14 protein-coding genes are annotated in these 12,448 nt (G+C 46.7%); 4 read left to right on the top strand and 10 right to left on the bottom strand.

The window, feature by feature from the left end; translation table 11 throughout:
- Window positions 1-5: 5 nt before the first annotated feature.
- Window positions 6-2,141 carry an efflux RND transporter periplasmic adaptor subunit gene (locus L0156_09830; protein ID MCI0603302.1) on the bottom strand — a complete coding sequence of 712 codons (2,136 nt, stop codon included), beginning with the start codon at window positions 2,139-2,141 and terminating at the stop codon, window positions 6-8.
- A complete protein-coding gene (locus L0156_09825; GenBank protein ID MCI0603301.1) occupies window positions 2,080-4,500 on the bottom strand; it encodes a GAF domain-containing protein in 2,421 nt (806 codons plus the stop codon). Before L0156_09825 ends, L0156_09830 begins: the two co-directional genes overlap by 62 nt.
- 120 nt (window positions 4,501-4,620) lie before the next feature.
- Between L0156_09825 and L0156_09820 the strand changes: the two genes are divergently transcribed.
- A complete protein-coding gene (locus tag L0156_09820) occupies window positions 4,621-4,968 on the top strand; it encodes an STAS domain-containing protein (protein ID MCI0603300.1) in 348 nt (115 codons plus the stop codon).
- Window positions 4,969-5,190: 222 nt separating this feature from the next.
- On the opposite strand, the gene L0156_09815 is transcribed toward L0156_09820, so the two are convergent.
- The gene (locus L0156_09815; GenBank protein ID MCI0603299.1) at window positions 5,191-5,697 is read right to left on the bottom strand and encodes a nuclear transport factor 2 family protein; all 507 of its coding nucleotides are present in this window, start codon (window positions 5,695-5,697) and stop codon (window positions 5,191-5,193) included.
- A gap of 116 nt (window positions 5,698-5,813) precedes the next feature.
- Between L0156_09815 and L0156_09810 the strand changes: the two genes are divergently transcribed.
- A complete protein-coding gene (locus L0156_09810) occupies window positions 5,814-6,242 on the top strand; it encodes a DNA-binding protein (protein MCI0603298.1) in 429 nt (142 codons plus the stop codon).
- 18 nt (window positions 6,243-6,260) lie between these two features.
- On the opposite strand, the gene L0156_09805 is transcribed toward L0156_09810, so the two are convergent.
- The 5 genes from L0156_09805 to L0156_09785 form a co-directional block, all read right to left on the bottom strand.
- Window positions 6,261-6,602 carry an STAS domain-containing protein gene (locus L0156_09805; GenBank protein ID MCI0603297.1) on the bottom strand — a complete coding sequence of 114 codons (342 nt, stop codon included), beginning with the start codon at window positions 6,600-6,602 and terminating at the stop codon, window positions 6,261-6,263.
- A complete protein-coding gene (locus L0156_09800; protein ID MCI0603296.1) occupies window positions 6,580-7,329 on the bottom strand; it encodes a metallophosphoesterase in 750 nt (249 codons plus the stop codon). The genes L0156_09805 and L0156_09800 overlap by 23 nt, the downstream gene beginning before the upstream one ends.
- A gap of 139 nt (window positions 7,330-7,468) precedes the next feature.
- Window positions 7,469-8,269, bottom strand: a complete 801-nt coding sequence (locus L0156_09795; protein ID MCI0603295.1) for a ParB/RepB/Spo0J family partition protein — start codon at window positions 8,267-8,269, stop codon at window positions 7,469-7,471.
- A complete protein-coding gene (locus L0156_09790) occupies window positions 8,250-9,017 on the bottom strand; it encodes a ParA family protein (GenBank protein MCI0603294.1) in 768 nt (255 codons plus the stop codon). Before L0156_09790 ends, L0156_09795 begins: the two co-directional genes overlap by 20 nt.
- A 189-nt stretch (window positions 9,018-9,206) precedes the next feature.
- Window positions 9,207-9,692: a bifunctional nuclease family protein gene (locus L0156_09785; GenBank protein ID MCI0603293.1), complete on the bottom strand. Its 486-nt coding sequence runs from the start codon at window positions 9,690-9,692 to the stop codon at window positions 9,207-9,209.
- Window positions 9,693-9,828: 136 nt separating this feature from the next.
- Here L0156_09785 and L0156_09780 point away from each other — a divergent pair, with 136 nt between their 5' ends.
- Window positions 9,829-10,395 carry a PCYCGC domain-containing protein gene (locus L0156_09780; protein ID MCI0603292.1) on the top strand — a complete coding sequence of 189 codons (567 nt, stop codon included), beginning with the start codon at window positions 9,829-9,831 and terminating at the stop codon, window positions 10,393-10,395.
- Between the two features lie 27 nt (window positions 10,396-10,422).
- Window positions 10,423-11,238, top strand: coding sequence for an XdhC/CoxI family protein (locus tag L0156_09775; GenBank protein ID MCI0603291.1), 816 nt, complete (start codon window positions 10,423-10,425; stop codon window positions 11,236-11,238).
- On the opposite strand, the gene L0156_09770 is transcribed toward L0156_09775, so the two are convergent.
- Window positions 11,225-11,803 (bottom strand): nucleotidyltransferase family protein, encoded by a 579-nt coding sequence (locus tag L0156_09770; protein ID MCI0603290.1) that lies wholly within the window; start codon window positions 11,801-11,803, stop codon window positions 11,225-11,227. The genes L0156_09775 and L0156_09770 overlap by 14 nt on opposite strands.
- Before the next feature lie 105 nt (window positions 11,804-11,908).
- A partial coding sequence (locus L0156_09765) for a hypothetical protein (GenBank protein ID MCI0603289.1) occupies window positions 11,909-12,448 on the bottom strand: 540 nt, incomplete at its 5' end.

Below are 12,448 nucleotides of genomic sequence, written 5' to 3'. Positions count from 1 at the left end.
TTTTTTTACCACCACACGCGAGAACGGACAGATCGCGTTATTTCCCGGCCTATCCGAAAAAGCACAGGCAATTTGTTACCCAGGATTTTTGCATCTCCCCTCATACCACTGACCCATTGATCCGCTGGATTCTGCATCACGACAAGAACTCGAAAACGAGCGTAGGTCCCTTGCACGGACTCCACATAGTCGGCTCCCGCGGGAGCAATCTCCTTTACTACACCTTCAAAGCTCTTAGTCGGAAACGCATCAAGCTTTACTCTAACGCGATACCCGGGATGAACATCCTGCAGTTCGTGTTCCTGCACAGGCAGCTCAAGTTTTACTTTATCAACGTCCGCAACCTTGCAGAAAAGCTCACCTTTCCTTATGTAGCTCCCCTCTTTTTCATCGACACCCGGAGTCACAATGCGTCCGTTCATCGGTGAACGCAAAACCAGCTTGGTTACTCTCTCATTGAGTACTGCACGCTGCTGCTCAAGCTGTTCACGAGTCTTCAATTTCATCTGATACTCCGCCGGATCGTACGTGGCTTGAAGCAATGCCAGCTGCCTTTGCTCCAGTTCAAGCTTCGCCTGAACCCTTGACACATCCTGACTCAAATCAGGATTCTCTAAAGTGGCAATCACCTGCCCGGTTTTGACCTTTGTGCCTTCCATTACCAGCACTTTCCGGATGAATCCATCCCCTTCGTTGCGGATCTCAGATGTCTCATAAGGCTGAACCACGAACGAGCTGCTGACTTTGATGTGTGTAGGAATTGTCAGAAGTAGAACCAGAGCCACTGCGGCGCCGGCAATAACGTACTTTTTCTTCTTCATAAGAATCTCTTTTTTGTCCAGATATACAAACTTCAAATTGCCGTAAAGAATCTGTAGTTCCTTGCGGAAGAGAAGAAAGACGATGATACTCAGTGGCAAATATCCCCACTGCTTGAAGAGTCCGACGAAAATATTCCGAAACCAGACAACGATCAATACATAAAGTGTTGTGGTCCAAATCGCGGAAAAAAACGCGTACGTCAGATAGATTCGCCGTTTTCTACGCGTCAGATCCGGCATGTCTTCCACTTTCTGTCGAAGAATGTTCTTCTTGATCCACTGACCTGCGTATTCAAAAGAGTTCTCCCTTAAATCAGGGATGCCGACAAAATCCATCAGAAGGAAATAGCCGTCCAATTTCACAAGAGGATTCATATTAAACAAAAAGGAAGAAACGCCCGTGAACAACATAATCTGAAAAGAGAAATCGTAGAGCAATGTGCCCGGAATGGCGAAATACCACACGAACCCCGCAATCGAGCAAACAAACAACTCCGAATAGCCGCCCGAAAGTATCACCCAACGACGGGCTTTCTTCTCCTGAAGAAGATAGGAGTCACTTACATCACAGAAAAAGGCGGGACTGATGTAAAAAAGTATGAAACCCATCTGCCTTACTTCACCTCCAAAATTCTTCAGAGTCAGTCCGTGCGCAAGCTCATGAATCCCGCCGGTGGTAAACATGAGGAAAATGAAAACGAAAACCTGCCAGAAACTTTTCTTGTGAAACGAATAATTCTCAATTACGCCTTCCTTGAATCCGTCCCAGCGGCTGAAAGTAATCATCAACCCGAGAATGATGCAAATCAAAGAAAAGATGAAAAATTCTCTGGACCACAACCATCGTATGTGACGAATGATTTTGTTTAGACTTTCATCAGGATCCCAGGCGGAGAAAGACATGTAAAAAATGGACTCATCCCCTTCCGCTTTTGCCTTTCGCTGCGAACGGATTCGTTCCATTAACATCAGATTCTTTTCGGCAGGCGGAATTTCGAAAAGATCGATCTGCATCAGGCTGTTTTTATAGCTGTCGATTGTCTCTTCGTCTATGACTCCGAAGGGATGTTTCGCATTGTATTGCTCAATGATCTCCTCGTCCGTTCTGGTGCCGTCAAAAAGCTGGAAAAGATCCCATTCATCAGGATTAAACTGATAATAGGTTTTCAGGACCGGGTCTTTGATAATGTAGTAGACTTCGTGTTCGCGAACCTGTTGCCGAACAACGAGGTCCGTTCTCAGTTTTGGAAGCCGGATCTCAAGCGAACCAGACCCAAAGCTTTTTCCATAAGAAACGGAAGGGCTTTCGTAAAAAGACATATCCTATGGGACGCCAACCAACTTCGATTTTGGCCTTACCAGCCATGCCCGATCTCAACAAAGCATCCGGATCCTCCATTCGGGCTTCCAACCGGTAGTACCTGTCAGGGTTTTTATCAATCAACTGCGTGCCTAAAAGACTCACGGCGCCTGAAAAGCTCATTGTGGGATAGGAATTCATTTTCAAACGGGTCTTTTGGCCCATTTGAAGGTAACCCACCTCGCCTTCGTCCACAAGAATTTCGCCGCGGGGAGCTTGCATATTCGCCAGCTCACAAAATTCCTGCCCTTTTGCGAGAAACGATCCGACTTTCTCTTCGATCTTGGGAGTGATAATAATGCCATCCACCGGGGCAACGATCTGTGTGTTCTTCAATTCATTCTCAAAATAAGTGATTTCATGATTCACCTGATCGAGAGCAAGCTCTTTTAAACGCACCGTTCCGGAGTCCCCAAGGCTTTGACTTCGACTGATCTCTTTCAACAACACTTCGCGCTGCATCTTGTAATCGTTTAGAGCAAGCCGGTAGTCATCATCTTTGATCTGAGCGACGACCGTTCCCTTTTTCACCCTTGCGCCCTCGCGAGGGAAGACCTTTTGCACAATTCCTTCTACTTCCGTAACAGCAGGCGTTCTGCGTTCCGGAAGAACCGTCACATCTCCGCCGACCTTCATCTTCCAGGGAACAATAATCAGCAGCAGCAAGAACAAAGCAGCTCCGGTAGCCCAGGCAATCCTCCGACCCCGCGGAATTTGCAGCAACTTCTTCTTTCTTTCAAGCAGCGGTTGCATGATGTTCATAAGCGGTACTTGCTTGTAGAGAGACGCGTTGCGTATTGCTACGGTGGCCTGGTTGGCAAGTATGCTTACGACTTCCAGATGGCGTTCATCTAGGAAATAAGGCTTTGCGCTTTCAAAACATAAAATGCCAAGCTCCCCCTCTTCATCTTTCAGCGGCAAAGTGACAAAGGAACGCGCCCCGCTTTTTTCGAAATACACTTTGAACTTCTCCCTGGTCTCTTCGCGATCTGTAATGATCTTTCCTTCGTACTCAGATATGTACAATCCCTTTTGCAGATGTGCGGCCCAGGTGACAATCTCATTCAAATCCTTCATCTCAAGACTCTGTTTGTCGACTTCCATTCGTCCTGAGACAGCAACAAGGTTCACGCGGCCACGATCGATCAGGCCGATAGCGGCGCGGTCGTAAGGAATCAGGGAGGCGGATTGGTTTACGATCGTTTTTAAAACCCGGTCCAGATTTAGAGTCGAAGTGATTTCGTGACTGATCGAAAGTAAAGCATCGAGCTCCTTTGCCTTTCGTTCGGCGCGGAGCAAATTGGCGTTATGAATCGAGACGGCCGCCTGATGCGCGAGATCATTCAAGAGAAACTGATCTTCTTCATTGTATAAATTCTCAGTGGTTCGATTCATCACTTCAAGCGTGCCAAGGATTTGACCTTTGCATTCCAGCGGCGCTGCAAGATAAGTTACAACCGGATTCTGCTCTTCATCCGGAAGTCTTTTCTTCAGACGTTCGTCTTCAGTGGCATCTTCCAGGAGAATTCCCTCTCCTTCTTTGATCACTTCCCCCGCAATATCCTCTTCCAGCTTTGCTTTGTACCCGCTGAAGAGTTCGGAGTACTCTCCGATGCTCTTGGCGCAGCGAATTTCATCTTCCGCTTCGCTGAGCAGCCAGACTGTGCAAGTTTCTGCATCCAGAATGTCGCGAATTTTTTCCGTGATGATCGGCAAAAGTTGATCGAGTTCCAGTGTTGAGTTGAAGATCTGGCTGATGTCATACAGGAGCGTCAACCGCGTGATGGCATTCAGTTGATTGCGCGACTGTTCCTCATAAGAACGCATGTTGCTGGCCGCAACCGTCACCAGCTCCAATGACTTTGCGAGATACTCCCCCTCTTCCTCTGTAAAGGAAAGCAGCGGATCTGTCTTGTTGAACATTTCCAGAACACCCTGCAACTCCGGTTTCGATTTGAAAGGCACACAGATTCCGCTATAAGGAACCATGTCCTTTGGAAGCTGCATGTGTTTGTTCGGTTGCCGGAGCGTTTCAAGTTGCAGAAGAAGTGGTTTGCCCGCGCGAAAAACCTCGCCAAGATAGTCCGCGCCGGCCGATACAGACCGGGTTTTGATTCCCTTTTCCGTAAGATGTGTGCAGACTGGATTCAAAGTGCCCTGGCTAGGATCGAACTGCCAGAGGATGGAATTTACTGCCTGGACTGATTTGGCGAGGTCCCGTGTTGCAACTTCTAAAACCTCATGAAGTGACCGGCAAAAGATTAATGAATAGGCGATACGATAAAGCTGGAATACCTTGCTGGATGTTTCTTCCGGCACCGCAACCTCACATCTGCCTCTTCGTTTGACTGCACCAGACCGCCCACTTATAATAGCAAATGCAACTTTGGGCTGATCTTAACACCTTTCACATACCCAATCAATTAGCGGGGAAAAGATATGGATCATGAGTTCGACATGCAGAAGCGTAAGAAAGGGGACGTTGTAGTTCTCGATCTTGCTGGAAGCCTGACTGTAGGAGCCAATGAACAGGTATTCAAGGAAACTATCACCGATTTAGTTTCCCGCAAGCACAACCGCATCGTCGTAAACCTGGATGCCGTCGAATTTATGGATTCTTCCGGAATCGGAGCGCTGGTGAAAAGCTACACAACCATCACCCAAAACGGCGGTAAACTAAAATTGCTCCAACCGAACAAAATGATCCGCCATACTCTGAAGATCACCGGCCTGCTCGGGATATTCGAAATCTTCGAAGACGAAGCGGCTGCCATCGCCTCGTTTTAGCTCAAGCTGGTAGTGGCAGAGCATTGTCCCTACTTCTGGTTTGAACTAGATAGACTATTCAATTGCGCTCTGCAGTATCCCTTAGTTTGCCCAAACAATGCTCTGCTCCATTCACAGAAATACAGAGCATTTGATCACGAACAGTTATCTCTGTACTGTTGTCGGCAATCGTGCGAATTTCACCATCAGTTCACTAGAATGTCAAATGCTCTGCCACTACGCTCAAAGAGGAGGAAGCGGCGCGGAGATGTGCTCGTGGACGATCACCCAGCTCCCCTTTCGTTTTTCCCAGATAGCGGTGTGTCTGCAGTCCAGTTCCATCGCAGTACCACTCTTCTGTTTGCCGGAGATGCGAAAAGTCAGAGTCATCCAGGCTGTTTTTCCCCGTCGTGTTACAACCAGATCATCGTTCATAATTAGCTTGAACGAGCTGAAATTCTCCAGCAGTTTTGTCACACCGGCCTTATACTCGTTCCAACCCTTATATTGAAGGGGTGTCACATCGTAAAAAATCAATGCGGGATCTTTGGCGTAGTACTTCGCTGGATTCTGAAGATTCAACGTATTCCAGGCTTTGTAATAGTCGGCGACCATAGTCGCGAATTCATCGGTATTCGGTTTTGCTTTCTCTTTCTCAGCCGTCTGGGTCTGAGTTTGCGGTTTTGATTGCGAAAAAGCAAACGTGGGAATCATGCAAAGAATGCAAAGAATGAATATCCAGTTTTTCATGAATTACCTCCGCGGCCATGCTAACAGACAGGCCATCATTGTCAATATTAAAGTAATTTCTAAACATACTAAACATATACTTCAGGTAACTGAAAGACATGCAGGAGGGATTTTAGATGAATGTGAGGAAGCAAGGAACGGCGTATGTTCTCATTCCTAAGATTGGCGATGAGCTACTCACCTCTCTCATGGGTTTTGCTAAAGAAGAAAATATTGCCGCAGGGTCGATTCAAGCTATCGGAGCGCTTCAGGATTTTGAGCTGGGATATTACTATCTGAACAAAAAGGAATACGGCAGGAAAAAGTTCAACGAGATTGCAGAATTAATAAGCTGCTCCGGGAATCTGGCAAGCCGTGAAGGAAATCCCTTCATTCACATTCACGTTGCGATGGGGCGCGATGATTTCAGCGTAATCGGAGGTCACCTGTTTTCGGGAATTGTTGCGGTTACGGCGGAGGTAATCTTGTTTCCGTTTCCTGAGAAAATGGATAGGACCTACGATGAACGAACCGGCTTGTTCCTGCTCAATTGCAAAGAGCGATGAAGAACCGGACCGCCGAAGTTATCTGTTAAAGCTCTGCAACGCCTGCTCTTCATCATTGTAAATCTCAAACATTGTATCGAGCTTGGTGATCTGCAGCAATTTGAGCACCCGTTCATGCGGTTTTAGAATTTTCAGTTGCCGGTTCTTTTCAACGAATTTATTCAGGTAACCAACCAGTTCGCCGATCCCGGTACTGTCAACGTAGTTGATTGCCGAAAAATTCACAAGCACATTGGTCCCGGATTCAGAAAGAAGCTCATCCATCACATGGGCGAATTTTTCTTTACTTTCTCCAAGTGAAATCGCGCCATAGATATCAAGAATCACTACGTTTTCTTCACGTCGTTGCAGAATTTCCATTTTGTTTTCCCCAATCCGTAAAGTAAGGTGTCCCGCTGGAAGGAATCACCAGATAACGGAACCCTTGTTCCCATCCAGGCAGGTTATAGAATAGCACATTCCGATTTTCTAAAACCATTTCAACAGATTTTTCTGTATGAAAATGCCCAACCACAATCAAATCCACACCTGATCGAAAAAGACCAAAAGAGAATTTCTCAGAGTTTTGATCGGGATAGTGCATTCTGTGCCTCTGATTTGTTTTCCGCATTCCCTGTTCCAACCTTAATGCGATTCTTAAAGTCAGGAATGCGGGGAGATGCGCCAGCAAGAAGTAAGAGAATCTGTTCTTGCTGATTCGTCGCCAGAGTCTGTATGGACGATCCGATTCATTGATCAAATCGCCATGCTCGGCATGAATGCGTTTTCCGGCCCATTCCCTTTGCAAGAAATCGGGCGCCACTCTACGGAAAAGAACACCTTCGAATTGCGAAATTCCAAAGTCCCGGTTTCCCTCCACGTAGTCCATTTGCAGCCCTGAGGAAGATAGATCCTTCATTCGCTGCAGAATCGGCTTCTGGAATTCCATTGTTAAATCGTTCCACCCGAGCCACAAATCGAAAAGATCCCCAACGATAAGAACCTGATCCTGATTTTTGCTCGCATGATCCAAAAACTGAAGGAACAACTCATTCCGCTCTGATGTCTCTGGACCAAGATGGAGATCACTGATTACCAGGAGATTCATGGTTTAAAGGTTCAAAGGTTCAAAAGTTCAAAAGTTCAATGTGCTTTCACAAAATGCTTTTGCACCTTTGAACTCCTGAACCCTTGAACTTTTTTTTGTCGGCCGGCCAACATCTAATGAATTAGTTTATCTTTGTTTTTTACTTTAATTTTTCTAAAGTAGTTTCCAGTGCACTGACAACTTCATCATGTGAAACTTTCGCTTTGTTGAAGCGGATCATCAGCTTAAAATTATTTCCCCTAAACCTGAACAGGAATGGTTCTGCTTTTTTACTTGAAGTAAGTTGTTTCTCTTTGCGAACATCATTGCGCGAAAGATTTTCGCGTCCGATTCGCATCGCAAGATTTTTCATTTCTTCCACATTTGGTTGGCGCACGATTTGAAGCAAAAGTGATTTGCTTGAAATGTCGGCCTGCCGACATAGATCGCGCACTTCTTGCGGAATTTGATTTAGCGAAAGAGTTTCCGTAACGGATGTACGCGATTTTCCGATCACCTGCGCGATTTGCGCGTGTGTATATTGAAATTTTTCTGCGAGGGATTGCAAACCATCCGCTTCTTCAAATGGTGTTAGATCTTTGCGCTGCAAATTTTCGATCAATGCGATTTCAAGCATCTCGCGATCATCAACATTTTTTTCTATGCAAGGAACAACGGAAAGTCCAACTTCCTTGGAAGCGCGCCATCTCCTCTCCCCTGCCACGATTTGATAACCATCTTCGAAGCGACGAACGATCAGTGGTTCCAAAATTCCTTTTTCACGGATCGAGGCAATCAGTTCAGAGAGATCATCGAACTCCCGCCGCGGTTGATCTGGATTCGGCCGGATGAGCTCAATCGGAATATAGCGTCCAACAACTCCTGACTTTTCTTCCAGAAGCTCATCCACATAATGCAAATCATGTTTCATGCGAATCGACTCAGGCAGTCCTCTTTTCACGATTTAGAACCTCCCTGCTTAATTCTTCATATTCAACGGCACCCGAAGATTTAGGAGCATAAGTGAAGATGCTTTCCCGGTACGCAGGACTTTCCTCGAGACGCACGCTTTTGGTGATCATGGTGCGAAAAACCTTCTCACCAAAAGTGCGTTCAATCTGCTGCACGATATCATGCCCCAGAGTAGTCCTGCGATCATGTAAAGTGACCAAAATTCCCAGAAGTTGCAACATGGGATTTGCGCGGGTCTTCACTTTTTGAATTGTTTCCAGCAAATCATCGGTTCCCTCCAATGCAAAATAAGAAGACTGAATGGGAACCAGGACATGCGTTGCAGCCACGAGCGCGCTTACTGTGATCAACCCCAAAGTAGGTGGGGTATCGATCACAATATAAGGATATTCGGATACGAGAGGCGCCATTTTGTCCTTTAGACGGAAATGAGAATCAATTTCTCCCATTAACTTACTTTCCAGCTTTGCCAGCGAGATTCTGGCAGGAGCAAGATAAAGATTTGCAACGGATGTTGGGCGAATGATCTCAGGAAAATTACCGAGCCCGTCAATCATGGCGTCATAGACCGATTTTTCAACTTGATCCGAATTAAGAAAAGAAAGAGTGCTGTTCGATTGCGGATCCAGATCCAGTAGAAGCGTCTTATGCCTTTTATTGGCGAGCGCTGCCGCAAGATTAATGGCCGTGGTGGTCTTCCCCACCCCACCCTTCTGGTTGGCAATTGCAAGAATCATAGATCCATCTTAGCGCAAAGCGGGAGTGGCATAAAGTAAGCAGGCTGGAAGCCGAGGTTGTTGAATAATTCGAAAGAGTCTGTTCACGATGCGGACCGAACTATTCAACAACCTCAGCCTGCGGCCCCTGATGCAGGCAGGATGCCTGCGCTCCATAAACTAATAGGTTAGAACTAATACTGTGGAAGGTTACATCTTGTACTTGCCGAGTTCGTCCGGCCGGAGATTCTCCAGCCAGCGCTGCAAGCTTTCGCTATCTGCCAGATCCCGGGTCCCATCCAAACTTTTCGCCTTGTTGATCACTTCTTCTTCAACAAAGATTGGAGATTTCATTCGCAAGGCAAGTGCGATTGCATCACTTGGACGGGAATCAATTGCTACCGTTTCCCCATTGGTCTCGATGAAAACGAGCGCATAAAATGTGTTGTCCCAGAGATTGTTCACCACAATCTTCTTCACGCTTGCATTGAGCCCCGCAATGACATTTTTCAACAGATCGTGTGTCATCGGTCTGGGAGTCGTGACATTCTCCATCTGTAAAGCGATGGCATTTGCCTCGAAAAACCCAACCCAAATTGGCAGAATTCGTTGTCCATCCAGATCGGACAGAATGACAATGGGCATGTTTGTAATGGGATCTAACATCAAACCCTTAATCCTCATCTCTACATGCATAAATTTCCAACACCCCGTAACTAAAACTAACTAAACTATATATAGGGCACACAAGTGTGTCAAGGAATTGTGGTCAACGCGACGTGCTTACCCGAAGTTGCGCGAATAGCAAAATGAAACGTATAATTCCTTCCTTATGAAAAACGAGGAAAAGAAACCATCATCGTCCATTTCGCCGCTGGCAATCATAGCATTTGGCCTGGTGCTCATAGCAATTGCCACTTATGCTGTGCTTGTCAAAAAAGATGAGCCTGCGCAAACTCAGACGGAACATACGCACAAGCACGAACCGGTTATCAGTGTTCCGCAGGGACAAACTGCTCCCGCTTCAACGGAAACCAAGTCCGTGGATTTCAAGATACCTCCTTTTAACGTAGACGTTGACAATGTAACCCTGCAGCCCGTCAAAGATCCCGCAACAGTTAGTCCCGCGGCGAAGGCTTCCTATGTTGTAGTCCAGAATGATCCTAAATTGATCGCGCAACTTCCCTGTTTCTGCTACTGCGAGCGATTTGGACATACCTCTTTGCATGATTGTTTCGTCAGCGATCACGCGGAAATCTGTGATATTTGTATGAAGGAAGCGCTTCAGGCAGATCAGCTGGCGAAGCAAGGATTGTCCCCGTTAGAAATCCGTGAGACGATCATCGCGGAATTTCATCCGCGCGAGAATACCGATCATAGCGGTCACGATCATGACTAGTATCTGTTCCCAGACTGCTCAGCCACAATGAGAATAGATCAGGAAGCGCTCCATCGCCGTATTGCGACGCTTCTTGATCTGCGAAAACACTTTGTCGTTGCCACTATTCTGGAAACGAAAGGATCCTGCCCGCAACAATCCGGAGCAAAAATCATCGTCCGCTCCGATGGATCGTTTGAATTCACAATCGGTGGAGGAACCTTTGAAGCCGAAGTGATTCAGGACAGTCTGGCCTTTTTGAAAAGCGATTCGCCACAAACCAGAGACTACAAGCTTACAAAATCTGAACTTGGAATGTACTGTCAGGGTCTGGTAAAAGTGTTTTTTGAAAAATACGCCCCGCGCCCGCAGCTACTGATTTTTGGAGGCGGGCATGTGGGCCAGGCTTTGTCGCGAATCGGAGCGGCAACGGAATTGTTTTCGGTGGTTGTGGTTGACGACCGGAAGGAATATGCAAGCCGGAAGAAACATCCGGCCGCGGACAGGATTATTTTAACTGATCGCAATTTTACGAAAAAGATTCCACAAGTAGATGAAGAAACTTACATTGTCATCCTCACACGATGCCATGCAACAGACAAATTGCTGGTTCAAAAATACGCCGATTCAAAAACTGCTTACGTGGGTCTAATCGGCAGCCAGGCGAAAATACGTCAGTTTGCTCGGGAACTGCAGCAGGAAGAAGGGATGCAAGCAAAAACGTTTGAGCGAATTCACGCGCCAGTGGGCTTGCAGATCGGCGGAAAGAATCCATCGGAAATCGCTATTTCGATTCTGGCGGAAGTGTTGCTGGTAAAAAACTCCAAACGATTGGAAAGATCCTTAGATTTTAAGAAGGCTTAATATACTTCTCATAATCTTCCAGGGTGTCAATATCAATAACGACTCCAGGATCATCGACTTCAACAAAAGATATGTTCGTCGCAAAAAAAGCTTGCAAATCCTTCCCGGTCTGATGCGGCTGCAGTCCTATCGCGGCTTCCATCGCATCCTTGTTGTAGATAACCGGATGTCCCTTTCGATCTTGATAGACCGGGATCGTTAAAGCTCTTCCTGCATGATTTCTGCTTTCGATCAGCGAGGCTACAGTTTCCCTTTTGATCAAGGGCTGATCCACCGGCCAAACCATCACTTCGTTTATCATCTCAGGAAGCTTGCTGATTCCTTTTTGAAGAGACGAAATCTGGCCCTGCATGTAATTCTCATTGTGGATGCAGGAAAGCTGCGACAAGCTCTGCGTAATTTTTTCGTGATCTGCACCGGTGATCACGGAAATTGAGCCGATTCCTGCTTCTTTGGCTTTACGAATGATGCATTCGACAAATGTTTCCTCTCCAATCTTCAGGAGAGCTTTCGGGAAGCGGATGCGGGAAGACTCCCCTGCTGCGAGTATGAGTAAAGCCAACATAAATAAACCACGGAGTCATGAAACAAAGTGGCGCGGACGTCTCGTCTGCGGCAGTTCGCAGGCGGGACGCCTACGCTACTTTGTCCGTGACTCCGTGGTGAAAAATCAAAACTTTACTTTCAGTCCGATCATGAGCCGGCGCGGCGGAACGAAAATGGAGCCAACTCCAAAGGCTCCTTCAGTGCCGGGACCCGATAATGTAGTAGCGACATCCAAAAATGTGTCACTATTGAAGACATTGAAAATATCCGCAGAGACCGAAAATCCGAAGGATCCGGAAACAATGAAATCCTTCTCTATTCGCAGATCGAGCAGGTTGACATTCTCGGTCCTGCGCGAGCCGTCTCGCTGTTCTGCGAAGACCGTGCGAATGCCCTGGTTTAATACAACTGCAATTTGACGCGCGTAAGGCCGCCCAGTTAAAGCGGAATAGTTCCCGCTCAGAGTCATATCCCACGGAAGCAGGTAGCTTCCTTGCAGTTTGAAAATGTACTTACGGTCTCCATTTAGCAAACCATCCGCGTTGATATAGTCATTTGGATCCTGACCGTAGACGGAATTGTCAAACGGAAAGAACGAAGAATCCTGATCATCATACGGACCAATCCCGCTACCCGCATGAAATCCTTCCGTCTTTGATATTGT

The sequence above is a fragment of the bacterium genome (assembly GCA_022616075.1).
In the GTDB taxonomy this organism is placed as follows: Bacteria; Acidobacteriota; HRBIN11; order JAKEFK01; family JAKEFK01; genus JAKEFK01.
The sequence above is the reverse complement of the archived record's forward strand: the minus strand, read 5'-3'. Positions and strand labels throughout refer to the sequence as shown.

Bases quoted from the DNA above. Each gene is read 5' to 3' on its own strand.
- L0156_09830 (MCI0603302.1), bottom strand. From the start codon at position 2,141: ATGTCTTTTTACGAAAGCCCTTCCGTTTCTTATGGAAAAAGCTTTGGG.
- L0156_09820 (MCI0603300.1), top strand. From the start codon at position 4,621: ATGGATCATGAGTTCGACATGCAGAAGCGTAAGAAAGGGGACGTTGTA.
- L0156_09815 (MCI0603299.1), bottom strand. From the start codon at position 5,697: ATGAAAAACTGGATATTCATTCTTTGCATTCTTTGCATGATTCCCACG.
- L0156_09810 (MCI0603298.1), top strand. From the start codon at position 5,814: ATGAATGTGAGGAAGCAAGGAACGGCGTATGTTCTCATTCCTAAGATT.
- L0156_09805 (MCI0603297.1), bottom strand. From the start codon at position 6,602: ATGGAAATTCTGCAACGACGTGAAGAAAACGTAGTGATTCTTGATATC.
- L0156_09800 (MCI0603296.1), bottom strand. From the start codon at position 7,329: ATGAATCTCCTGGTAATCAGTGATCTCCATCTTGGTCCAGAGACATCA.
- L0156_09790 (MCI0603294.1), bottom strand. From the start codon at position 9,017: ATGATTCTTGCAATTGCCAACCAGAAGGGTGGGGTGGGGAAGACCACC.
- L0156_09785 (MCI0603293.1), bottom strand. From the start codon at position 9,692: ATGCATGTAGAGATGAGGATTAAGGGTTTGATGTTAGATCCCATTACA.
- L0156_09780 (MCI0603292.1), top strand. From the start codon at position 9,829: ATGAAAAACGAGGAAAAGAAACCATCATCGTCCATTTCGCCGCTGGCA.
- L0156_09775 (MCI0603291.1), top strand. From the start codon at position 10,423: ATGAGAATAGATCAGGAAGCGCTCCATCGCCGTATTGCGACGCTTCTT.
- L0156_09770 (MCI0603290.1), bottom strand. From the start codon at position 11,803: ATGTTGGCTTTACTCATACTCGCAGCAGGGGAGTCTTCCCGCATCCGC.